This window comes from Roseisolibacter agri (assembly GCF_030159095.1).
Classification (GTDB): Bacteria; Gemmatimonadota; Gemmatimonadetes; order Gemmatimonadales; family Gemmatimonadaceae; genus Roseisolibacter; species Roseisolibacter agri.
The window spans coordinates 426,417-447,858 of the sequence record NZ_BRXS01000007.1; the positions used below are offsets into that span (position 1 = coordinate 426,417).

21 protein-coding genes and 1 tRNA gene are annotated in these 21,442 nt (G+C 73.6%); 12 read left to right on the forward strand and 10 right to left on the reverse strand.

All coding sequences use genetic code 11. From position 1 onward, the window contains the following. Window positions 1-13 precede the first annotated feature (13 nt). Window positions 14-2,008, reverse strand: a complete 1,995-nt coding sequence (gene treZ, locus rosag_RS22875; RefSeq protein ID WP_284352505.1) for a malto-oligosyltrehalose trehalohydrolase — start codon at window positions 2,006-2,008, stop codon at window positions 14-16. A 105-nt stretch (window positions 2,009-2,113) separates the two neighbouring features. On the opposite strand from treZ, the gene rosag_RS22880 reads away from it, so the two are divergent. Further along, window positions 2,114-3,502 (forward strand): AAA family ATPase, encoded by a 1,389-nt coding sequence (locus tag rosag_RS22880; RefSeq protein WP_284352506.1) that lies wholly within the window; start codon window positions 2,114-2,116, stop codon window positions 3,500-3,502. On the opposite strand, the gene rosag_RS22885 is transcribed toward rosag_RS22880, so the two are convergent. Beyond that, window positions 3,484-3,813, reverse strand: a complete 330-nt coding sequence (locus tag rosag_RS22885) for a hypothetical protein (RefSeq protein WP_284352507.1) — start codon at window positions 3,811-3,813, stop codon at window positions 3,484-3,486. The genes rosag_RS22880 and rosag_RS22885 overlap by 19 nt on opposite strands. Window positions 3,814-4,015: 202 nt before the next feature. On the opposite strand from rosag_RS22885, the gene rosag_RS22890 reads away from it, so the two are divergent. The 4 genes from rosag_RS22890 (at window position 4,016) to rosag_RS22905 (ending at window position 6,529) form a co-directional block, all read left to right on the forward strand. Next, window positions 4,016-4,089, forward strand: a tRNA-Lys gene (locus tag rosag_RS22890). 85 nt (window positions 4,090-4,174) lie between these two features. Continuing rightward, window positions 4,175-4,393: a hypothetical protein gene (locus rosag_RS22895; protein WP_284352508.1), complete on the forward strand. Its 219-nt coding sequence runs from the start codon at window positions 4,175-4,177 to the stop codon at window positions 4,391-4,393. A 241-nt stretch (window positions 4,394-4,634) separates the two neighbouring features. Continuing rightward, window positions 4,635-5,009 (forward strand): SpoIIAA family protein, encoded by a 375-nt coding sequence (locus rosag_RS22900; protein ID WP_284352509.1) that lies wholly within the window; start codon window positions 4,635-4,637, stop codon window positions 5,007-5,009. Next, window positions 5,006-6,529, forward strand: coding sequence for a DUF4403 family protein (locus rosag_RS22905; RefSeq protein ID WP_284352510.1), 1,524 nt, complete (start codon window positions 5,006-5,008; stop codon window positions 6,527-6,529). Before rosag_RS22900 ends, rosag_RS22905 begins: the two co-directional genes overlap by 4 nt. Window positions 6,530-6,531: 2 nt before the next feature. Here rosag_RS22905 and rosag_RS22910 read toward each other — a convergent pair whose 3' ends face one another. Beyond that, window positions 6,532-7,512, reverse strand: a complete 981-nt coding sequence (locus rosag_RS22910) for a serine hydrolase (protein ID WP_284352511.1) — start codon at window positions 7,510-7,512, stop codon at window positions 6,532-6,534. 144 nt (window positions 7,513-7,656) lie between these two features. Between rosag_RS22910 and rosag_RS22915 the strand changes: the two genes are divergently transcribed. Both rosag_RS22915 and rosag_RS22920 read left to right on the forward strand, forming a co-directional pair. Continuing rightward, on the forward strand, window positions 7,657-8,118 hold the full coding sequence (locus rosag_RS22915) for a hypothetical protein (protein WP_284352512.1): 462 nt from the start codon (window positions 7,657-7,659) through the stop codon (window positions 8,116-8,118). Between the two features lie 153 nt (window positions 8,119-8,271). Beyond that, window positions 8,272-10,056 (forward strand): lytic transglycosylase domain-containing protein, encoded by a 1,785-nt coding sequence (locus rosag_RS22920; protein WP_284352513.1) that lies wholly within the window; start codon window positions 8,272-8,274, stop codon window positions 10,054-10,056. 58 nt (window positions 10,057-10,114) lie between these two features. On the opposite strand, the gene rosag_RS22925 is transcribed toward rosag_RS22920, so the two are convergent. The 3 genes from rosag_RS22925 to rosag_RS22935 form a co-directional block, all read right to left on the reverse strand. Beyond that, window positions 10,115-10,783, reverse strand: a complete 669-nt coding sequence (locus rosag_RS22925; protein ID WP_284352514.1) for a lytic transglycosylase domain-containing protein — start codon at window positions 10,781-10,783, stop codon at window positions 10,115-10,117. Window positions 10,784-10,921: 138 nt separating this feature from the next. Continuing rightward, complete coding sequence (gene moaC, locus rosag_RS22930) at window positions 10,922-11,386, reverse strand: cyclic pyranopterin monophosphate synthase MoaC (RefSeq protein WP_284352565.1); 465 nt, start codon at window positions 11,384-11,386, stop codon at window positions 10,922-10,924. Between the two features lie 89 nt (window positions 11,387-11,475). Continuing rightward, window positions 11,476-12,591, reverse strand: coding sequence for a DNA polymerase III subunit (locus rosag_RS22935; RefSeq protein WP_284352515.1), 1,116 nt, complete (start codon window positions 12,589-12,591; stop codon window positions 11,476-11,478). 154 nt (window positions 12,592-12,745) lie between these two features. Here rosag_RS22935 and rosag_RS22940 point away from each other — a divergent pair, with 154 nt between their 5' ends. The 4 genes from rosag_RS22940 to rosag_RS22955 all read left to right on the forward strand — a co-directional run bounded on the left by rosag_RS22940 (window position 12,746) and on the right by rosag_RS22955 (window position 16,522). Then, window positions 12,746-13,006 (forward strand): hypothetical protein, encoded by a 261-nt coding sequence (locus rosag_RS22940; protein ID WP_284352516.1) that lies wholly within the window; start codon window positions 12,746-12,748, stop codon window positions 13,004-13,006. 5 nt (window positions 13,007-13,011) lie between these two features. Beyond that, window positions 13,012-13,704, forward strand: coding sequence for a type 1 glutamine amidotransferase domain-containing protein (locus rosag_RS22945; protein ID WP_284352517.1), 693 nt, complete (start codon window positions 13,012-13,014; stop codon window positions 13,702-13,704). 107 nt (window positions 13,705-13,811) lie between these two features. Then, a complete protein-coding gene (locus tag rosag_RS22950; protein ID WP_284352518.1) occupies window positions 13,812-15,008 on the forward strand; it encodes a hypothetical protein in 1,197 nt (398 codons plus the stop codon). After that, complete coding sequence (locus rosag_RS22955) at window positions 15,005-16,522, forward strand: hypothetical protein (RefSeq protein ID WP_284352519.1); 1,518 nt, start codon at window positions 15,005-15,007, stop codon at window positions 16,520-16,522. The genes rosag_RS22950 and rosag_RS22955 overlap by 4 nt, the downstream gene beginning before the upstream one ends. A gap of 3 nt (window positions 16,523-16,525) precedes the next feature. Here rosag_RS22955 and rosag_RS22960 read toward each other — a convergent pair whose 3' ends face one another. Then, the gene (locus tag rosag_RS22960) at window positions 16,526-16,975 is read right to left on the reverse strand and encodes a nuclear transport factor 2 family protein (RefSeq protein WP_284352520.1); all 450 of its coding nucleotides are present in this window, start codon (window positions 16,973-16,975) and stop codon (window positions 16,526-16,528) included. 170 nt (window positions 16,976-17,145) lie between these two features. After that, entirely contained in the window at window positions 17,146-18,036 is an 891-nt protein-coding gene (locus rosag_RS22965; RefSeq protein WP_284352521.1) for a nucleotidyltransferase family protein, read from the reverse strand. Window positions 18,037-18,147: 111 nt separating this feature from the next. Between rosag_RS22965 and rosag_RS22970 the strand changes: the two genes are divergently transcribed. Then, window positions 18,148-18,990: a metallophosphoesterase family protein gene (locus rosag_RS22970; RefSeq protein WP_284352522.1), complete on the forward strand. Its 843-nt coding sequence runs from the start codon at window positions 18,148-18,150 to the stop codon at window positions 18,988-18,990. 71 nt (window positions 18,991-19,061) lie between these two features. On the opposite strand, the gene rosag_RS22975 is transcribed toward rosag_RS22970, so the two are convergent. Together rosag_RS22975 and rosag_RS22980 are read right to left on the reverse strand one after the other, a co-directional pair. Continuing rightward, window positions 19,062-20,237, reverse strand: a complete 1,176-nt coding sequence (locus rosag_RS22975; RefSeq protein WP_284352523.1) for a zinc-dependent alcohol dehydrogenase — start codon at window positions 20,235-20,237, stop codon at window positions 19,062-19,064. After that, window positions 20,234-21,253, reverse strand: a complete 1,020-nt coding sequence (locus tag rosag_RS22980) for an SRPBCC family protein (RefSeq protein WP_309298192.1) — start codon at window positions 21,251-21,253, stop codon at window positions 20,234-20,236. Before rosag_RS22980 ends, rosag_RS22975 begins: the two co-directional genes overlap by 4 nt. Window positions 21,254-21,442 lie beyond the last annotated feature (189 nt).

Genomic DNA, 21,442 nt, shown 5'->3' on the forward strand with positions numbered 1-21,442 from the left:
GAGGGCGGGGCGGTCAGCGGCCGTCGTCGGGCGGCGCGGGCGCGGGCACCAGCAGCACCGCCGTCTCCGCCGTCAGGCGCCAGTTCTCGGCGAGCCAGCGGTCGGTGAAGCGGTCGTGCGGCCGGCGCGGCGTCTCGGGCGCATCGACCGATGGCGTTCCGAGCCCGCCGTAGCGCGGCGACTCGCTCGACCACGCGATCGACCAGCGCGCGCCCTGCGGCGGCGCGAGCAGCGGCTCCGGCGCCGGATCCAGATGCAGCGTGCGGCCGAGGTTCACGACGAGCAGGCGGTCGTCGCCGTTCTCGCCGAACCAGCGCAGGAGGAAGGCGTCGTCGTCGATCACGCAGGCGTCGAACTGGCCCGCCGACGCGCCGACGCCCGTGCGCGACGTCGAGAGCACGGGATCCTCGCGCCGCAGACGCAGCAGGTCGCGATGCATCTCCCACACGGCCGCGTGGCGCTCGCGCTCCGCCCAATCGAGCTTGCAGCGCTCGAACGAGATCGGATCGTGCGGCACCGCGAGGTACGGGCGCATCTCGTCGAGCGCGAGGCTCGGGAACTGGTGCAGCTCCTTGAACCGCCCCTCGTGCACCAGCTTCGCGAGCTCGTCGCGGTGGTCGGCGAAGAAGACGAACGGCGCGCTGGCCGCGAACTCCTGCCCCTGGAAGAGCATCGGCGTCTGGGGGCCGAGCAGCAGCACCGCGGTGAGCGCGCGCCAGCGGGCCGGACTCGTGAGCAGGTGCAGCCGCTCGCCGACGCCGGAGTTCGCGATCTGGTCGTGGTTCTGGAGGAAGTGCACGAAGCGCCACGGCGGGATGCCGAGCGACGGCGTGCCGCGGCGCTGCTTCTGCCAGCTGTACCACTGGCCCTGGTAGAGGAAGCCGTGCTTCGCCATCGCCACGAACTCCGACGCCGTGCCGCGGTAGTCCGTGAAGTACGCCTCGTCGCGTCCGGTGAGCGCGACGACCGCGGAGTGGTGCCAGTCGTCGTTCCACATCGCCTCGAGCCCGAAGCCGTCGGCGTCGGCCGGCCGCAGGTTGCGCACGTCCTGCGGCTCGTTCTCGCTCACGATCCAGATCGGCCGGCCCCGCGCCGCGGCACGCGCGCGCTGGCCCAGCTCCGCGAGCACGTGCGGCGACGACGTGTCGACGATCGCGTGCGTCGCGTCGAGCCGCAGCCCGTCGAGGTGGAACTCGTCGATCCAGTAGCCCGCGTTGGCGACGAAGTACTCGCGCACCGGACCGCTGTGCGCGGCGTCGAAGTTGAGCGCGTCGCCCCAGTCGGTGTGGTGCGCGCTCGTGAGGTAATGCGGCGAGAACTGGCCCAGGTAGTTGCCGTCGGGACCGAGGTGGTTGTAGACGACGTCGAGGATGACCGCGAGCCCCGTCGCGTGCGCGCGATCGACGAAGCGGCGCATGTCGTCGGGCGTGCCGTACTGGTGCGCGGGCGCGTACAGGCCGACGCCGTCGTAGCCCCAGTTGAAGCGGCCGGGGAACTGACCGACGGGCATCACCTCGATCGTCGTCACGCCGAGCGCGGCGAGATCCTCCAGCCGCTCGGCCGCGCCGGCCCACGTGCCCGCGGGCGTGAACGTGCCGAGGTGCAGCTCGTAGACGACGTGGCGCTCGGGTGCGACGCCGCGCCACTCCGCGTCGGTCCACGCGAACGTCGTCGGATCGACGATCTCGGACGGGCCGTGCGGTCCCTCGGGCTGCGAGCGCGACGCGGGATCGGGGAACGCGTCGCCGCCGTCCAGACGGTAGCGGTACCGCGTGCCCGCGCGCGCGTCGGCGACGTGGCCGGAGAAGTAGCCGTCGTCCTCGCGCTCCAGCGCGAACTCCTGCGCGACGCCTCGCGCCGCGCCACGCTCATCGCCCGGCTCCAGCACGACGGTCACGCGCGCGCGCTCCGGCGCCCACACGCGAAAGTGCGCGCCTCCTTCAGGGGCGAGCTCGGCGCCCACCGGGAGGCGGCGCCAGGTCGGGATCGGTATCGTTGCGGTCGTCATTCACGCGGCGGGAGCGCAGATTCGATACCACGCGCGACGCGCCGCCACGGCACACGGCTCGCGCTGCGCTGCGCATCGCGCCAACCGAGCGGCCATCGACCCGGCATGGACCTCCGCATTCCCGATCCCTCGCTCGTGCTCCTCGTCGGCCCGACGAGCAGCGGCAAGTCGACCTTCGCGCGCGCACACTTCGCGCGCACGGAGGTCGTGTCGTCGGACGCATGCCGCGCGGCGGTGTCGGACGACGAGAACGACCAGACGGCGACGGATGCGGCGTTCGCGGTGCTGCACCTCATCGTCGCCAAGCGGCTGGAGCGGCCGCGGCTGACGGTCGTGGACGCGACGAACGTGCGTCCCTCCGCGCGCGCGCCGCTGCTGGAGCTGGCGCGTCGCTGCCACCTGCCGACGGCGGTGATCGTGCTCGACCTGCCGGAGGCCGTGTGCGAGACGCGCCGCGCCGCGCGCGAGGATCGCGATGCCGACGCCGACGTGCTCCTGCGGCAGCGCGAGCAGCTGCACCGCGGGCTCGACGGACTGGCGGCCGAGGGGCACGCGGTCGTGCACGTGCTGCGCTCGCCCGACGCGGTCGCGGCCGTGCGCATCGTGCGCGAGCCGCTGCCGACGGACCGACGGGTGGAGCGCGGGCCGTTCGACGTCATCGGCGACGTGCACGGCTGCACCGACGAGCTGGAGGAGCTGCTCGCGCGGCTCGGCTACGTGCACGGAGAGCACGCGGGTGCCCGCGAAGCGGGCGGTTGGCGGCATCCGGAAGGGCGCCGTGTCGTCTTCGTCGGCGACCTCGTGGATCGCGGCCCGCGCGTCGCCGATGCGCTGCGCATCGGCATGGACATGGTGCGCGCGGGCAGTGCGTTCATGGTGCCCGGCAACCACGACGACAAGCTGCTCCGCAAGCTCGAGGGGCGCACCGTGCACGTCGCGCACGGCCTCGAGGAGACGCTGGCCGAGCTGGCGCAGGCGCCGCCGGCATTCTCCGCCGAGGTGCGCGCGTTCCTCGCCGGGTTGCCGAGCCACCTCGTGCTCGATGGCGGAGCGCTGGTCGTGGCGCACGGCGGGCTGCCGCAGGGGCTGCACGGCCGCGACTCGCGCCGCGTCCGCGACCGGGCGCTGTTCGGCGAGACCACCGGCGTGCCCGACGCCGACGGGCTACCCGTGCGCGTGGACTGGGCCGCGCGCTACTCGGGGCGTGCGCTCGTGGTGTTCGGGCACACCCCCGTGCTCGAGCCGCGCTGGCGCAACGAGACCGTGGACATCGACACGGGCTGCGTGTTCGGCGGCGCCCTCACCGCGCTGCGGTGGCCCGAGCGCGAGCTGGTCTCGGTGCCCGCGCGGCGCGCGTACGCGGTGCCGGCGCGCGCGATCGTCGCCGATCCGTTCGTCGCGCCCGAGGTCGTGCGGCGGCGCGAGCGCGAGCTGCGCGAGGCGGAGCGCGCGCGCCGGGGCGATCCGTCCGCGCGTCAGTCCACGCGATGGTAGCCGTGGATGGCCCACCACTGCACCCAGCTCTCGACCTGCGACCGCTCGTCGGGCGCCAGCCGCTCGATGCAGCGCGTCACCATCGGCACCAGCGCCGCGAGCATGTCGGTGGGATCGAGCGCGAGATCGCGCGCGACGCTGCCGTAGCGGACCACGGCGCCGCGCAGCGCGTCGTGGGACAGCCGCGGCGCGCTGAGCGCCTGGATCACCGCCTCGGCCGCGCGGCGCACGGCGCCGTGCGCCGCCGGCGCGCTCTCGCCGTGCGATCCCCGGAGGTGCTGTGACAGGGTTGGCTCGCCTTCGGACATCATGCGGGCTCTCCTCCTGGCTTCCGCGGTGGGGCGACGGCGACTTCTCTCGAAGCGCGACGGGGCGGCGGGATGCGCAAGCGGCGTGCTGCGGACGGCGGCAGCCCCCGGGTCGCGACGATCGCGGCGTGTCGCGCGTGGCGACGGCTCGGGGGCCGGACTAGACTACGCCGCGACGCGCGGCCCACGCGGCGGCGCGCGCTGCGACCCTGTAGCTCAGCTGGTTAGAGCAGGCGACTTTTAATCGTCAGGTCGAGGGTTCGAATCCCTCCGGGGTCATGAACGGTCGGGGGTGGTTGACGATTTGATCGGCCCGGATACAATAGGCCGCTCGCCAGTCGACCCCTACCGTTCGCGCCCGACCATGACGATGCCCGCCGGCGGCCTCCCTCTCGCGGTGAACCCCCGCTTCGCGGCGCACCTGCGCCTGTTGCGCGCGCTCAACGCCATGGAGCGCGCGCGCGCCGTCTCCCGCGAGTCCCGCGAGCTCGTCGCCCGGACGCGCGTGCCCTGGGCCGCTCCCAGCGGACCCGCATCGGCGGATGCGGACGCCGACGACGCGGCGGTGCTGCGACTGCTCTGACGGTCGCGACGGCCGCGTCCGCTCGCCGCACCCCGGTCTTGCGCAAATGACACTGGATTACGAAAGTGTCATCGGTGGCGACCGGGCACGCTTGGGAGGGCCGCCCATCGTCACCGCAGGCTCCCACGGGCTGTCATCCCCTGGATGGCGGCCCGTGGGTGTCTCCGGGAGTGGCATCGACGTTGCTCGATCCACTCGCCCACGAGGATCGCGCGCCCGATCCCGTCCGCTGTCCGTCGCGATGACCATCGAGGCCGAGTTCACCGAGGGGCTGCTCGTGATCCGCGGGGCGGGGACGGTCACAGCGAGCGACCTGCGCGAGATGCCCGGGCTCACCACGGCGTTCGACGCGGGGCGCGCCGTCACGCCGAACCGCCTCATCGACCTGACGGCCGTCGAGGGGTTCGACGTCGGCTTCTCGGAGATGCTCGCCGCCGTGCGCGAGCGGCGCGATGCCGTCCTCTCCGGGCCGACGCGCACCGCGTTCCTGACGGCCAGCGCGGTGCAGTTCGGGATGGCGCGCATGTTCCAGACGCTCAACGACAACGCGCAGATCACCGTGCGCATCTTCGAGGACCGGGCGGAGGCGCTGGCCTGGCTGCGATCGCTGCCGTGAGAACGTCGTCGGCTCGCGTCCGCGCCGCGGCGCTCGCGCTGGCGCTCCTCGCGGGCTGCGAGCGTGCGACGCACGACGCGCCCGAGGCGACCGGCGCGCGCACCGTCGCCAGCGCGGAGGGCGACGTCGTGGCGGCGCTGCCCGCGCTGCCGGCGTCGGAGCTGGACCTGCAGGTGGCGTACGACCTCGCGCCCGCCGTCGCGGCGCTGGAGGCCTCCGTCCCGCGCACGTTCGGCGACCTCGCGCAGCGGAAGCAGATCCCGAGCAACCCGAAGGTGTCCGTCGCGTTCGCGGCCGAGCGGACGCCGTTCCGCGTGACGGTGCGCGGGAACACGGCGACCATCGCGTCGGTCGTGACGTATCGCGCGCGCGGCTGGTACGACGCGCGCTTCGCGCCCGCAGTCAGCGGCTCGTGCGGGCTCGGCGACGGCGAGCCGCCGCGGCTGCGCATCGCGCTCACGTCCACCGTGCGTCTCGCGCCGGACTGGCGGCTGCGGCCGCGCACGCGCATCGCGGCCGTGGAGCCGGCGAGCGACGACACGCGCGATCGCTGCCGCGTGACCGTCGTCAAGTACGACGTGACCGAGCGCGTCGTCAACGCGGTGCGCGGGAAGCTCGAGGGCAAGGCGGCGCTGGTGGACGAGCGGCTCGCGCGCATGGACGTGCGGCAGCGCGTCGACCGCTGGTGGGCGCTGCTGCAGCAGCCCATCCGCATCCGCGACGACCTGTGGCTCGAGGTGCGGCCGTCCGAGGTGCGCATGGGCGCGCTGGCCGCGGAGGACGGTGCGCTGGTCGCGCCGCTCGCGCTCACCGCGAACCCGCGCATCGTCAGCGGCACGCGCCCGCCGCCGTCGCGGACGCCGCTGCCCACGCTCGGCGCACGCGGCGCGGTGGGCGGCGACAGCGCGCCGGCGGGGCTGCGCATCCGGCTGGACGCGGCGCTCGACTACGCGGCCGCGAACCGCATCGTCGCGCCGCGGCTCGTCGGGCGCACGTTCGAGCGGCAGGGGCAGCGGCTCGTCGTGCGCGACGCCGCGCTGTCGGCCGCGCGGGGCGGGCGCGTCGCGCTGACGGTGCGCGTCGACGGCGCGGCGGGTGGACAGGTGCGCTTCGTCGGACGCCCGGTCTACGACGCGCCCTCGGGCGAGCTGCACGTGCAGGACCTCGACTACGACGTCGCCAGCGAGCAGCTGATGGTGCGGGGCCTCGACTGGCTCACGCACGGCGAGCTGCGCGACGCGCTGCGCTCGCGCGCCCGCTGGCCGGCGAGCGGGCTGGTGGAACAGGCGCGCGATCGCCTCGAGCGCGCCCTCAACCGCGACCTCACCGACGGGGTGCGGCTGTCGGCCACCGTGCCGACGGCGCGCGTGCTGGCCGTGCACGCGCTGCAGGACGCGATCGTCCTGCGCGCCGAGGCCCACGGCCGCGCGGACCTGCGCGTGCACCGCGCGCCGCCCATCCGGCGCCCGGCGTCCCGGCCCGTCGTCGCCGCGCGTTCCGGGCCCGCGCCCGAGCGCTGAGGCTACCGCGCCGCGCGCGCGTCCGGCCGCAGGGCGGCGTGCACCAGGCGCGCGACGTCCACGATGGCGGCGCGGGCGACGACCTCCTCGGCGATGCCGCGCGTCAGCACGACCAGCACGTACGGCGGCCGGTCCGGCGGATACACCAGCGCCGCGTCGTGCAGCACGCCGGTGATCGATCCGGTCTTGTGCGCCACGCGCGTGCCCGGCGGCAGCCCCGCCGGGATCTCGCCGTTGTGCTCCTGCGCCGCGAGGATGTCGAGCATCGCGCGCGTCCCTGCCGGCGAGGCGGCGCGGCCCTGCTGCAGCGCCACGAGCAGCGCGGCCAGGTCGGGCGCCGTCGTGGTGTTGATGATCCCCGCGCGGAACGCGACGTTGTCCTCCACGCCGCGCCGCACCTCCATGCGCGAGGCGCCGAGGGCACGTGCGGTGGCCGTCGTGCGCACCGGATCCGCGAGCGCGATGACCGCGTTGGTGGCGAGGTTGCTGGAGCGCACGATCATCCGCCGCACCAGCTCGCGCACGGCGACGCGTCGCCCCACCAGCGCGTAGGCCGAGCTGTCCGAGTCGTCGCCGGCGTCCAGCGCGTAGGGCGATCCATCGGCGACCGACGCGAACTGGTTGACGAGCAGGATCTCCTGGTCGAGCGACAGCGCGCCGCGGTCCGCGGACCGGAACAGCTCGATCATCACCGGCAGCTTCATCGTGCTGGCGGCGTGGAAGACGCTGTCACCCGCCAGGTCGAGCGAGCCGCCGCCCGGCGCGAGGTCGCGCACCGCCACGGCCACCACCACGGTCGGCACCCGCGCCCGGAGCGCGGCGATCCGCGCCTCCAGCGCCATCCGCAGGGAATCGAGGGGCGCCGGTCGTCGCGCGGCCGCCCGGATCGTGGCCCGGGTGACGGGCGTCACCGGACGGGGCTCAAGCCGCGGCGCCGCGGTGCCGATGGTCAGGAGGAGCAGGGCGATGGTCGGTGGTCGCATGCGGCGGAGCATCGTCCCCGGAGCCGGACCCTGCAAGTCGGTCGCGTTGCGTCACGCCGGCTGGATCGTGTACACCGTGCCACGCCTCCGGTGGCCGTCAACCGGGGGCGGCCGGCGTCGACGTCGCACTCACCCGTCGTTCGCATGGCTTCCATTGCCGCATCGTACGAATCGGAGCCGAGTCGCTCCCCGGCGGAGAACAGCGCCGGGGAGCCGCGCCGCGTCCGCCTCCTCGCGCTCCGCGCCCAGCGCTTCCCGTCCGGGCTATGCCGCGCCGAGGTCGAGCTCCAGCGCCTGGACGGCACGACGGTCGTCGGCGTGCGCGAGGGCCACGCGATCGCCCTCGGCGACCTGCGCATCGTGGCCGAGGCCACGCTCGACGCGCTGCACCGCGCGTCCAGCTCCGGGATGCGCTTCGAGCTGCTCGGCGTGAAGACCGTCCGCGCCTTCGACGAGACCGTCGTCCTCGTGCAGGTGGCCGTCGTCGCGGGGCGCGAGCCCGTGCGCCTGGTGGGTGCCGCGATGGGCGACACCGACCTGCCGCACGCCGCGGTCCTCTCGGTCCTCAACGCGACCAATCGCGTGCTCGGCAGCGTGCCGGACTGATCGCCCGCACGTCCGCGGACACGCGGCCGGCACCACGCCCCGACGGTCGCGGGCGTGGTCCGGCCGCGCTACGTTTCGCCGCTTCGATCCCCGCCGTTCCGCGCGCGCCGCTTCCGGGGCGCCGCGCCCCGCCGCACCGCCTGCCGCCGTTCCGTGCCGCCATCCCAGGACGCCCCGCTCACGCGGCGCGCGCATGCCGCGCTCCTGTCCGCGACGCTCGCCCTGCTCGGCGCCTGCTCGCCGGGGCTGCGGCCCGCCACCGCGCCGACGCCCGTCGCGCGGCCCGACGTGCCCGTGGAGACGCCGTCGGACCTGCCCGCGCCGGCGGCCAGCGCGCCGCTCGCGGTGCCCGAGGCGCCGCGGCCGCACGCGCCGCACCTGGCGGGCGTGACGTTCGACCTCGACGTCCACGCGTTCGAGGACGAGGAGCGGGTGCAGCACTACGTGCGGCTGTTCACGGGCAGCGCGCGCGGCACGTTCACGGGGTGGCTCGCGCGCGGCGCGCGCTACGAGCCGATGATCCGCGCCAAGCTGCGCGCGGGCGGCCTGCCCGAGGACCTCATCTACCTGCCGCTCGTCGAGAGCGGCTACGACGCGAACGCCGTGTCGCGCGTGTCGGCGGTGGGGATGTGGCAGTTCATGGCGCCGACCGCGCGCGACGTCGGGCTGCGCGTCGACTGGTGGCTGGACGAGCGCCGTGATCCGGTGCGCGCCACCGACGGCGCGGTGAAGATGCTGAAGTGGCTGAAGAAGGAGTTCGGCTCGTACTTCGTCGCCGCGGCCGCGTACAACGGCGGGCCGACGCGCGTGTCGCGCGGGCTCGCGCAGCTCACCGCGTCGTCCGACAGCACGCTCGGGGACGCGCGCTTCTTCGCGATGGTGGACGCCGACTACCTGCGCCCCGAGACGAAGAACTACGTGCCGCAGCTGATCGCGGCCGCGCTCGTGGCGAAGGAGCTGCCGCGCTACAACCTCTCCGTGCGCGCGCAGCCCGCGTTCGCGTACGACTCGGTGACGGTCGCGCCGCTCACGCCGCTGGCGGCGGTCGCGCGCGCCGCGTCGGCCTCCCGCGCGCAGCTGCTCGATCTCAATCCCCAGTTCCTGCGCGGCCTCACGCCGCCGGACGCGCGCGTGCAGGTGCGCCTGCCCGTGGGCTCGGCGGTGGGATTCGCGGCGCGCTACGCGAAGCTCGACGCGAGCACGCGCCGCGCGTTCAAACAGGCGACGACGAAGAAGCGCGAGACGCTGGAGGGGTTGGCGGAGCGCCAGGGCGTGCCGCTCGCGCTGCTGACCGCGTACAACCCCTCGCTGAACACGGTGCAGAAGGGGAAGTGGAAGGGGCGCCTGATCTCGGGTCAGGCGGTGCGCGTGCCGACGGCGGCGGTGCTGGAGTACGCCCGCCCGGCGGCCGACGCGGACGACGGGAGCGGTGCGGGCGCGCTGCCGGCGCTCGCCCCGATCGAGGCGCCGCGCGTCGCCGAGCGCGCGCCGGCGAGGGGCGAGAAGGCCGAGAAGGCCGAGAGGTCGGAGAAGGACGAGACGACGCGCGTGGCCACGGGCGAGACCGAGCGCGACGCGAAGGCCGCGAAGGAGACGAAGGCCGCCAAGGAGACGAAGGACGTGACGCCGTCGAAGGTCGCTGCGCGCGAGGTCGCGAAGACGCGCGCGAAGGACGACGTCGCGATGCTCGCGCTGACGACGGTGGCGCGCGAGAAGCCCGCGAAGCCCGCGAAGCCCACGAAGTCCGTGGCGAAGAAGGCCGCCGTGAAGACGGAGAAAGCGGCCGCGAAGCCCGCCGCGAAGGCGAAGCCGGCGGCGAAGACGAAGGCGGAGCCGACGCCGAAGAAGCCCGAGAAGAAGGCCGACGCGAAGCCGAAGGACGCGAAGCCGAAGAGCGCCAAGCAGAAGGCCGCGAAGTCCGGCAAGTCGGAGCGCTGAACGCGAACGGGCGGCCGTCGAAACGGCCGCCCGTCGCACTTCCAAAGCTGACCACGCCTCAGTCCAGCAGGCCGCGGCCGCGATAGTCGCCCAGCACCACGCGCTCGTAGCCGTTGGCCGGGTCCTGCCCGTTGTTCAGCGCCGCCTGCACGGCCACCGGCCCGCGGTTGTAGACCAGCAGGGCCAGGCGCACGCTCTTGTACTCCTTGATCAGCCCGCGCAGGTAGCGGAAGCCGACGCGCAGGTTGAGATCGCGGTTGTAGAGCTGCTTGCGCGTGACGTTCGGCATGTAGTGCCGCGCCGTCTCGGGCATCAGCTGCGTGAGGCCGACGGCGCCGACGGGGCTCGTCGCGCGCTCGTTGAACTCGCTCTCCACGCGGACCACGCGGAACGCCAGCTCGGGCTCGATCCCCTCGCCGACCGCCGCGTCGTGGATGGCACCCGCGAGGTCGGGCGAGATGCGATAGCGGCTCGCGTAGCGGTACACGCGATGCCAGCGGCGCAGGTCCAGCTGCGCCGTCTCCAGATAACGCGCCTCGGGATGGTTGACGAGGAGCGGGATGTGTCGGGCCGGCGCTGCGGCGGCCTCCTCGAGCGAGCGCTCGCGCACCAGGACGATCGCCGCGAGGGCGGCGCCGGCCAGGAGCACGCGGTGGCGACGGCGTGCACGACGACGGGCTACGTCGCCGCGGTACGCGTACGACTCGCGCGGGGCGGGGTCACGCATGGCTGGTGGGATGAGGGAACGGCGCCCGCCGTCCGTGACCGGACGACGGGGTGAACGACCACGAACGGGGCAAGCGATGTGCCGTGCCCAACCGTGTGGCGCCGGCGCAGCAGCACGGGCGACGTCCGATGCAACGTCTCACGTGCGCCACGGTCCTGAAGCGCCGCCGGTCTTCTCGACCAGCCGCACCCCTTCGAGGATCATGCCGCGATCCACTGCCTTGGCCATGTCGTAGATGGTCAGGAGTGCCACGGTCGCCGCCGTCAGCGCCTCCATCTCCACTCCAGTCCGGCCTCTGGTACGCGCCGTCGCCTCCACCCGGACCCCGGGGAGCGACGGGTCGAGCGTCAGCGCCACGTCCGCATGGGACAGGGCGATCGGGTGGCAGAGCGGGATCAGGTCGGACGTCCGCTTGGCGGCCATGATGCCCGCGATCTTCGCCACGGTCAGCACGTCGCCCTTGGCCAGCCGGTTCTCTCGCAGCTGGTCGAGCGTCGCGCCCTCCATGCGGATCGCGCCGACCGCCCGCGCCAGCCGCTCCGACTCGGCCTTGGCCCCGACGTCGACCATGCGCGCCTCGCCCGTGGCGTCCACGTGCGACAGCCCCGGTGTGGCACGCCCGGCGTCCCGGCCCGACCCCTCATCGGCCGAGCGTGGGCGCGGCGCGTCGGCCTGTGGCGTGGACGCCACGGTCAGCGGAACTCCGCCGCCATCTCGCGGAGGAGCTCCGCGGTCAGCAGCTGGGGGTTCACGTTGCCGGCGGCCCGCGCCTTCGCCCGCTCCACGGCGTCCACGGCCCGGCTGGCGGCCAGCGCCCGGTGCTCGTCGCGCGGCGTCGGATCGGCGGCGCTGCGCGGGGCGCTGGCGTCGCGCGCCAGGTCCCGAAGGGCCACCGTCAGCGCGTCCAGCACGTCGGAGAACGCGCCGCGCGCCTTGGAGGCGCCCTGCATGAAGGCCGCGCGCATCCGCTCGGGGCGCCCGCCCTGGACGACCGCCGCCAGCAGGCGCTGCGCCTCGCCGGCCGCCGCCGAGCGCTCCCTTCCGCCGAACAGCGACCCCGGCGCGCCGCCGAGCGAGGCGGCCAGCGTCGCCGCCGACTCGCGCACGCCGTCGCCCGCGAGCACCTCGCGGACCTGGGCGTCCTCCAGCAGCCCGGCAACGTCGCCGGCGGCCAGCGGCGGCACGCGCAGCGTGACCACGCGCGAGCGGATCGTCGGCAGCAGCGCCCCGGGCTCGCTCGACGTCAGGATGATGAGCGTGTCCGCCGGCGGCTCCTCGAGCAGCTTGAGGAAGGCGTTGGCCGCCGCGTCCGCGCCCTCCTGCGCGACCATCCGCTCCGCGTCCCCGACCACGAAGACCTTTCGTCGCGCGAGGGCGGGGGAGACCGCGGCCGACTGCACCAGGGCGCGGACGGTCGCCACGAAGAGCGCCTCCATCCCCGACGCCGGCGCGTACAGGCCGTGCCGCTCCAGCCGCTCCGCGCGGGCCGCCGCGTAGTCCGCCTGCACCTCGGCCGGCGACTGGTCCGGGTTCTTCGGCCGCTCGCGCGGGAAGTACCAGTGAAGGTCCGGGTGGGTCAGCTCGACCGCGTAGCGGCAGTGCCGGCAGCGGCCGCACGGCTCGCCGCCCGGGCGGTCGTCGTGCGGGCCCTCGCACAGGAGCGCCTGGCCCAGCCAGAGCGCGAGGCGCTGCTTGCCCACGCCGCGGGGCCCCTGGAGGAGCAGGCTCGCCGGCAGGGCGTCCCGGGCCGCGGCATCGAGCAGCCGCCGCCGGAGGGGCGCGTGTCCGTGGAGGGGAACGATGGGCACGGGCGGAATATCGCCCCCGCCGCCGGAGGCTGTAACCCGTTGACTTTCATGGATGTGGTCGCTTCGGATCCGGCCGGCGGCCGGGGGCGGACCCGGGGGGCGGGCGCACTTCCTGCCCATCCGCGGGGCGTATCCCAACCATCAGGAGGCCCTCATGGGCGGCAAGCGTCCCGACCAGTATGCGATCGATCCCGGCGAGGCCAACGCGACCGACTACAAGGATCGCCGGCGCGAGGAGTTCACGGACGACAACAAGGAGAAGGTCCAGAACTCGATGAAGGACGACCGGCAGGAGGAGAGCCACATCCCGAAGTCCGGCATGAACCCGGCGCTGGCCGAGCTGCGCGAGGCGAAGGCGCGCATGAAGGCGGAGAGCGCCGACCAGCAGTCCACCGACTCCGACCGCACGGAGTGAGCGCCATGGCCACGACGAACACGGGCGGGGCGGCGGGCGGCGTCCTGAAGGGGCGCCGCGTCGCGGTCCTCGTCACCGACGGCTTTGAGCAGGTCGAGCTGGTGGAGCCCGTGCGCGCTCTCGAGGCGGCCGGGGCGCAGGTGGACATCGTGTCGCTGGAGGCGGGCGAGATCCAGGGCATGAACCACGACGACAAGGCGGACATGCTGCCCGTCGACCGCACGGTCGAGGAGGCGCGCGCCGGCGACTACGACGGCCTCCTGATCCCCGGCGGCGTCGCGAACCCCGACCGCCTGCGCTGCGACGAGAAGGCGGTGGCGCTCGTGCGCGACTTCGTCGAGCGCGACAAGCCGGTGGCGGCGATCTGCCACGGGCCGTGGCTGCTCGTCGAGGCGGACGCGGTGCGCGGGCGGTCCCTCACGTCGTGGCCGTCCCTGCGCACCGACATCACGAACGCCGGCGGCAGCTGGGAGGACCGCGAGACGGTGCTCGACCAGAAGCTGCTCACCAGCCGGAAGCCGGCGGACCTGCCGGCCTTCTGCGACAAGCTGGTGACGATGCTGACGCAGGCGGCGGAGGAGCGGAGCCTCGACCGGATGGTGGAGCAGACCTTCCCGGCGAGCGATCCGCTCCCCGGCCCGTCGAGCGTGGGCGGGCACGGCGCGTCGCGCACCGACGCCCCGCGTCCGACGGCGTAGCGCGGTCTCGGCAGGTCATCGTTCCCTGGTGGCGATCGGCGGCGCTCCCTATGCTAGGGGGCGCCGCCGATCCGCGTGCGCGCCCCCGACCTCCGCCCGCCGACACAATGGAAGCCCGCTCCGTCCCGGCCGCGCTGGCCCCTGCCGCGCGTGCCGCCGATCGCGCCGTGGCCGTCCCGTGGCCCCTGGTCGCCACCGTCTTCGCCGCCACGAGCATCGTCCTCGGCCTCATCTGGGACATCTCGTGGCACATGACCATCGGCCGCGACACGTTCTGGACGCCCGCGCACATGGGCGTCTACCTGGGCGGCATCGTCGGCGGGTGCGCGAACGGCTGGCTCGTGCTGCGCACCACGTTCGGCGGCAGCGACGCCGATCGCGCGCGCTCGGTGCGCTTCTGGGGCTTCCGCGGCCCGCTCGGCGCCTTCGTCTCGATCTGGGGCGCGGGCGCGATGCTGACCTCCGCGCCGTTCGACGACTGGTGGCACGGCGCGTACGGCCTCGACGTCGAGATCCTGAGCCCGCCGCACGTCGTGCTGCTGCTGGGCGTCCTGGGGATCGTCGGCGGGGCGATGATCACGTCGCTCACGTACCAGAACGCCGCTGCCGCGGCGGGTGCGTCCGACGAGGGGCAGCGTCTCTACCGCCTCTGCTACGCCTACGCCGCCGGCCTGCTGCTGACGATGGCCGCGACGGCGGTCTACGAGTACACGCACCCGATCCGCTCGCACAGCGCGACGTTCTACAAGGCCGCGGCGTACGCCATCCCGCCCGTCCTCGTCGCCGCGGCGCGCGGCTCCCGCCTGCGGTGGCCCGCGACGGCCACGGCGCTCATGTACATGGGCGTGTTCTGCGCGATGACGTGGATCCTCCCGCTCTTCCCGGCGACGCCGAAGCTCGGGCCGATCTACCAGGACATCACGCACATGGTGCCGATGGGCTTCCCGCTGCTGCTCGTCGTGCCCGCGCTCGCGATGGACGTGATCCTCCGCCGCACGCCCGACCGCTCGCGGCTCCTGCTCGCGCTGCTGATCGGCATCGCCTTCGTCGCCACGCTGCTCGCGGTGCACTGGCCGTTCGGCACCTTCATGATGTCGAAGGCGTCGCACAACTGGTTCTTCGCGGGCGACAACTTCACGTACAACACGCCGAAGACGTCCATGCGGTATCGCGGCGAGTTCCCGCAGTTCCATCGAACGCCGGCGGAGCTGTGGACGGGGCTCGCGATGGCGACCGGGATCGCGGTCGTCACGACGTGGATCGGACTCGCGTGGGGTGACTGGATGCGGCGGGTGCGCCGGTGAGCGCGCTGCCCCTCGTGCTGCGCACCTTCGCGCGCCGCGCCGTCGTCGCGGTGGGCGTCGCGCTCGCGGCGCTCGCGAGCAGCGCGCACGTCGGCACCAACGACGCCTTCTTCGACGGGCCCGCGGGACCGTACGCGGTGCGCGTGTCCGTTCGCCCGCCGGGCGTGATCCCCGGCCAGGCGCAGATCACCGTGCGCGTGCTGCAGGGCGACGCGCGCCGCGTGCAGGTGCAGGCCGCGCAGTGGAACGTCGGCACGAAGGGCGCGCCCGCGCCCGACGACGCCGCACCCGTCGCCGGCGAGCGCGGGCTGTGGGCCGCGCAGCTCTGGCTCATGACGTCCGGCTCGTACATGGTCAACGTCGCCGTCGACGGCGCGCAGGGCACGGGCACCGCCACGGTGCCGATCCTCGCCGTCGCGACCGCGCGGCTCGGCATGCAGCGCGCGATGGGCTGGATGCTCGTGGTGCTCGGCGGCGTGCTGGTGGCGGGGCTCGTCACGCTCTTCGGCGCCGCGGCGCGCGAGGGCGGGCTGCCGCCGGGCGAGGCGCCGGATCGCAGGCACCGCCTGGCCGGCCGCATCGCCGCGAGTGGCGCCGCCGCCGTCGCCGCGCTCTTCCTGCTCGGTGGCAGCCGCTGGTGGGACGCGGTGGACCGCGAGTACGCGCAGGGCATGTATCGCCCGCTCGCCTCGCGTGCCGACGTCCGGTGGGGCGAGGGCGGGCAGCGCATCCTCCGCTTCGTCGTCACGGACACGACGTGGATGGGTGGGCGCATGACGCCGCTGATTCCTGACCACGGGAAGCTGATGCACCTGTTCGCGGTGCGCGACTCGTCGCTCGACGCGTTCGCGCACCTGCACCCCACGCGCCTCGACTCGGCCACCTTCGAGACCGCGTTCCCGCCGCTGCCGACGGGCCGCTACCGCATCTTCGCGGACGTGGTGCACGAGAGCGGCTTCGCGCGCACGCTGGTCGCCACGGCGGACGTCGCGAACGGCCCGAAGCCCGCCACGCTCACGGGCGCCACGGGTGACGACGCGTGGCTCATCGGCCCGGTCGGCGATGCGAGCGCGCGCCGCTACGCGACGGGCGGCGGGATCACGGTCGCATGGGACTCGACCGCCCCGATCACGGCGGGCGCGGAGACGACGCTGCGCTTCACGGTGCGCGACACGACGGGGCAGGTGGCGCAGCTGGAGCCGTACATGGGCATGGCCGGGCACGCGATGGTGATGCGCGACGACGGCTCGGTGTTCGTGCACCTGCATCCCATGGGCTCGATCTCGGTCGCGGCGCAGGAGCGGATGCTGCGGCGCGAGCGCGGCGACACGGCGCAGCACGGCGAGCGCCAGCCGGTGGACACGAGCACGCACGCCTCGCATGGCCCCACGGCGTTCGCCGGCACGCTCGGCTTCCCGTTCGCCTTCCCGAAGCCGGGCCGCTACCGCGTCTGGGTGCAGGTGCGACACGGCGGCGCCGTGCGCACGGCGGCGTTCGACACGACGGTGCGCTGAGCGTCAGATCGGAACGTCGGGCGCCTCGCGGGCGACGTCGGCCAGCGGCACGCGGATGCCCGTGGACGCGGCGACGGGCACGTGCGCGTGCAGCCGGGCCGGATCGAAGTAGGCGGTGAAGCGCACGATGCGCCCCTCGCGCGTCTCGATGGTGCTCACGCCGGCGTACGTCGTGTCGACGCCGGCGGCAGTGCGGCAGCGCGAGGTCCACTCGAGTATCACGCGCCGCTCGCTCTCCAGCACCGCGTGGAAGCGCGAGCGCACCGACTGGAACGAGTGGCGGTAGGCGGTCCAGAAGCGGCGCGCGCCGTCGGGGCCGACCTGCGTGACGTGCTCGGTGGGCGAGGTGAGCACGGCGTCCTCACCGAACAGCGCGACCATCGCGTCGATGTCGCCGTCGTCCTCGATGCGCCGGAGCGCCGTGACGAACTCCTGTGCCGTGGGAGTGGACATGGTGGCTGTGGCGGAGGACGATAGGGCGGAGGACGGAACGGCGGACGACAATGGAGCGTGAAACGGTGGGGCGGACCTTTCAAGCCTCCGGCCTCAGGCGCCGTTCCGCTCCATCGTATCACGCCGTTCCGTCCTCCGCTTCATCGTCCTCCGCCGTATCGTCCTCCGCTTCACTTCTTGGTTCCGATCGCTTCCGTCCACTCCTCGATCTCGTCCGCGCTCATGTTCCCGTTCGGCGTCAGGCGCCCGTCCGCGTAGCCCCACTCGAGCACGTCCGGCAGGTACTGCTGCCGCGACAGGATCGTCCCCTGGCACAGCCGGCCGACGTCGGCGTTCTCCGACAGCTCGGCGCGCAGGCGCTCCAGCAGCGTGTCCATCACCCACGTCGGGATGCGCGTGCGCTCGGCCGGATAGACGAAGCCGAACAGCACCGTGATCGACAGCAGCACGCGCCAGTGCTGGCCGAAGCGGTCGAGCACGCGCTGCCAGTCCAGCTTCTCGGCGCGCGCGCGCAGCAGGTGGATCACGTCGCTGCCGTCGTAGCGCTCGCGCTCCATCACGAACGCCTTCGACCAGAGCATCTCCTCGGCCGGCGCCAGCTTCACCTCGACGCCCAGGACCTCCCCTGTGGGCGCGTGGCTGAACCAGTCGGCGTCCACGGGCGCGACGCCGTTGCCGGAGCTGAAGATGAGGTCGACGAACTCCTTCCCCTCGTAAGCCTTGCCGAGCCAGTGCGGGAAGGTGAGCTCGGTGCGGAAGCCCGCGTCGTCCAGCACGTCGAGCGCGCGCTCGATGTCGTCCTTCGCGACGAAGAGGTCGAAGTCCTTCGTCGAGCGCGGGATGCCGGTGAACGGCGTGAACGCGTACGCGCCGCCCACGAGGAACGGGACGTCGCCGGCCTGCAGCGACTCCATCACGCGGCGGTAGACCGCCTGCGCGGCGGGCGAGGCGAGGTCGGTGCGGCGCGGCGGGCGCGGCGCGGTGCGCCGCTCCCGTTTCTTGCGCCGAGGCCGCTTGAGCGCGTTGGGCTCCTCTGGGTCGCGCAGCTGGTCTGTGCTCACGGGCGGAACGGTTGTTGAAACGGGGCGGGCAGCAGGACGGCCGCGTGCGCGCCCGGATCGTCCCGGCCACCGCCCCGCCCGTCGTCACCCGCCCCAGCCCAAGCATCGACCATGCCCACTGTCCGTATCGCCGCGATGGCCGACGTCCACGTCAGCAAGACGTCGCAGGGAGCGCTCGCGCCGATCCTCGCCCAGGTCGCGGATCGGGCCGACGTGCTCCTGCTGTGCGGCGATCTGACCGACTACGGCTCGGCCGAGGAGGGGCGCGTGCTCGTGAAGGAGCTCGCGACGCTGCGGATGCCGATCATCGCGGTGCTCGGCAACCACGACTTCGAGATGGGCCATCCGCAGGAGCTCGTGGCGCAGCTGCGCGACGCGGGCGTCGTCGTGCTCGACGGCGAGTCGCACGAGGTGCAGGGCATCGGCTTCGCCGGCATCAAGGGCTTCGCGGGCGGCTTCGGGCGCTCGACGCTCGGCTCGTGGGGCGAGACGGGGATCAAGGCGTTCGTGAAGGAGGCCGTCGACGAGACGCTGAAGCTCGAGACGGCGCTCGCGCGGCTGCGCACGCGGCAGAAGGTCGCGCTGCTCCACTACTCGCCGGTGCGCGCGACCGTCGAGGGCGAGCCGCTCGAGATCTTCCCCTGGCTCGGCTGCGGGCGGCACGAGGAGCCGCTCCTGCGCTACAAGGTGAGCGCGGTCTTCCACGGCCACGCGCACAACGGCTGCCCCGAAGGGAAGCTGAGCAACGGCGCACCCGTCTACAACGTCGCGATGCCGCTGCTGAAGAAGCGGTTCCCGGAGCAGCTCCCCGTGCGCTTCCTGGAGATCGATCCGGACGTCGGCGGCGACGCGGACTCCGAGCCGCGCTACGAGGGGCCCGAGCGCCGGCGCGGCGTCGGCGATCCGGCGCCCGCGCGAGATACGACCGCGGGCAACGGCGTCGCCGCGCACTGACGGGCGGTGACGAATGCAAAGCGGGGCGGGGCGCCGATCGGCGTCCCGCCCCGCTTCACATCCATCGTCGATCAGGGCTTCAGCACGACCTTCAGGCAGTCGTCGCGCTTCTCCTGGAACACCTCGTACATCTTCGGCGCGTCGTCCAGCCGCTCCGTGTGCGAGATGATCCGCGACGGATCGATGTCGCCGCGCTCGACGCGCTCGAGCAGCGGGCGCATGTACTTGTGCGTGTGCGTCTGGCCCATCTTGAAGGTGAGGCCCTTCGCGAACGCCTGGCCCATCGGGAACTTGTCGATGAAGCCCGTATAGACGCCCGGGAGGCTCACCGTGCCGCCCTTGCCGCACGCCTGGATCGCCTGCCGCAGCGCGGACGCGCGGTCCATCTGCAGCTTCGCCTTCTGCTTCGTCTTCTCGTAGCCGGCGTAGATCCCGGTGCCGTGCGCCTCCATCCCCACCGCGTCGATGACGTGATCGGGACCGCGGCCGCCGGTCATCTGCTTCAGCGTCTCGACGATGTCGTCGGTGTCGTCCTCGTAGTTGAGGATCTCCGCGCCCCACAGGTCGCGCGCCTTGTTCAGCCGGTACTGGAAGCGGTCGACGCAGATCACGCGCTCGGCGCCGAGCATGAACGCGCTGGCGACCGCGAACTGGCCGACGGGGCCCGCACCCCACACCGCGACCGTGTCGCCGCGGCGGATGCCGCACTGCTCGGCCGCCTGGTAGCCCGTCGGGAAGATGTCGGTGAGGAAGAGGACCTTCTCGTCCTCGATCCCGCTCTCGATCTTCAGCCCGCCGACGTCCGCGAACGGCACGCGCACGAACTCCGCCTGACCGCCCGCATAGCCGCCGTAGAGATGCGAGTAGCCGAACAGCCCCGACGTGCTGAAGCCGTTCATCCCCTCCAGCGCGGCGGCGTTGGGGTTCGAGTTGTCGCACAGCGACCAGAGATCGTGCTGGCAGTAGTAGCAGTTGCCGCACGCGATGTCGAACGGCACCGCGATGCGGTCGCCCTTCTTCAGGTTCGTGACGCCCTTGCCGACCTCCTCGACGACGCCCATGAACTCGTGGCCGAGGATGTCGCCCTTCATCATCGAGGGCACGAGGCCGCCGTAGAGATGCAGGTCCGAGCCGCAGATCGCGGTCGACGTGATGCGCACGATCGCGTCGCGCGGATTGATGATCTCGGGATCCGGCACGCGGTCGACCCGCATGTCCTCCACGCCGTGCCAGCAGCAGGCCTTCATGCGCGCGCCTCCCAGGTCGCGGGTTCCGTCGTGTTGATGCCGCGCTCCGCGTCGCCGGGCGTGGGCACGTGCTGCGGCTCGTGCGCCGCGCGCGCCGCGCGCTGCTGCAGGTCGTCGATCGCGGCGCCGGTCTGGCCAGTGCTGACCTTGGCGTTGAAGTCCGCCTGACGCGCGCGCTTCCCCTGGCCCGGGATCTCGCTCACGGGCAGCTCGCCCGTCTCGAGCAGCGCCTTGTAGCGGCGCAGGTCCTCGCGCACCTGCAGGTCCGGCTCCTCGCCCAGCAGGCGCGCCAGCGTCACGCCCACGCGGCCGGCCGGCGGCTCGTACTCCAGGACCACCCTGACCTCCACACCACGGCCACCGGGCACGTCGCTGAAGTGCACGGAGCCCGCATTCGGTACCGAGGCACCCGGCAGCGACTTCCACGCGAGCAGCTCGTCGGGGATCTCGTTGACGATCTCCGCGTCCCAGCTCACGGTGCGGCCGGCCGGCGCCTTCGCGACCCAGTGCGAGCGCTGCGAGTCGTGCACCGTCACCGACTCGAGGTGCTTGAAGATGCGCGGCAGGTTCTCGAGCTGGCGCCAGAAGCCGTAGATCGCCGCGCGCGGCTGACCGTAGATCGTGACCGAGCGCTCGACCTTCGTCGCCTTCTGCGCGTCGAGCGCCGCGGCCCTGCCATGCTGCTGCACGACGCCCGACCCCTCGTCGCGCGCGATGCCGCCGCCGTGTCCCACGCTGCTCACGCCCATCATGTCGTACGCGGGGCAGTGGCCGGTGACTCCGCGCTCCAGCAGCAGGCCGCCCAGCAGCCCGAGCGCGAGGCCGGTGGTGTCCTTGCGCCGCAGCGCGTACGCCGCGAGCGCGCCACCCGCAGCCACCGACAGCGCGCGCTCCACGGTGTTGACGTTCGTCCACGCGCGCGAGCCCTCGCGCGGCGCCCTCCTCGCCGGACGCGACTCCGACCGCCACGCGCCGTTCGCTCCGTGCCCTGCCGATCCCTCGGCCATCCGTGCCATCGTCGACCTCCCTCGTGCGGCGCCGCGCGCCGGGTGCGTCGTGTGGGTGCCCTCCGGTCGCGTGACCGGCGCGCGCCGGTCATGACGGCGGCGCGCACCGGCGCGAACACGAGCTGGGGAGCAAGCGAAGTGCCGCCCGTCACACGCCGCACCAGCGGTCGTGGGACGGGCGGCACGGGGCCGCGCACG

Bases quoted from the DNA above. Each gene is read 5' to 3' on its own strand.
- treZ (WP_284352505.1), bottom strand. From the start codon at position 2,008: ATGACGACCGCAACGATACCGATCCCGACCTGGCGCCGCCTCCCGGTG.
- rosag_RS22880 (WP_284352506.1), top strand. From the start codon at position 2,114: ATGGACCTCCGCATTCCCGATCCCTCGCTCGTGCTCCTCGTCGGCCCG.
- rosag_RS22885 (WP_284352507.1), bottom strand. From the start codon at position 3,813: ATGATGTCCGAAGGCGAGCCAACCCTGTCACAGCACCTCCGGGGATCG.
- rosag_RS22895 (WP_284352508.1), top strand. From the start codon at position 4,175: ATGACGATGCCCGCCGGCGGCCTCCCTCTCGCGGTGAACCCCCGCTTC.
- rosag_RS22900 (WP_284352509.1), top strand. From the start codon at position 4,635: ATGACCATCGAGGCCGAGTTCACCGAGGGGCTGCTCGTGATCCGCGGG.
- rosag_RS22910 (WP_284352511.1), bottom strand. From the start codon at position 7,512: ATGCGACCACCGACCATCGCCCTGCTCCTCCTGACCATCGGCACCGCG.
- rosag_RS22915 (WP_284352512.1), top strand. From the start codon at position 7,657: ATGGCTTCCATTGCCGCATCGTACGAATCGGAGCCGAGTCGCTCCCCG.
- rosag_RS22925 (WP_284352514.1), bottom strand. From the start codon at position 10,783: ATGCGTGACCCCGCCCCGCGCGAGTCGTACGCGTACCGCGGCGACGTA.
- rosag_RS22940 (WP_284352516.1), top strand. From the start codon at position 12,746: ATGGGCGGCAAGCGTCCCGACCAGTATGCGATCGATCCCGGCGAGGCC.
- rosag_RS22945 (WP_284352517.1), top strand. From the start codon at position 13,012: ATGGCCACGACGAACACGGGCGGGGCGGCGGGCGGCGTCCTGAAGGGG.
- rosag_RS22950 (WP_284352518.1), top strand. From the start codon at position 13,812: ATGGAAGCCCGCTCCGTCCCGGCCGCGCTGGCCCCTGCCGCGCGTGCC.
- rosag_RS22960 (WP_284352520.1), bottom strand. From the start codon at position 16,975: ATGTCCACTCCCACGGCACAGGAGTTCGTCACGGCGCTCCGGCGCATC.
- rosag_RS22970 (WP_284352522.1), top strand. From the start codon at position 18,148: ATGCCCACTGTCCGTATCGCCGCGATGGCCGACGTCCACGTCAGCAAG.
- rosag_RS22975 (WP_284352523.1), bottom strand. From the start codon at position 20,237: ATGAAGGCCTGCTGCTGGCACGGCGTGGAGGACATGCGGGTCGACCGC.
- rosag_RS22980 (WP_309298192.1), bottom strand. From the start codon at position 21,253: ATGGCACGGATGGCCGAGGGATCGGCAGGGCACGGAGCGAACGGCGCG.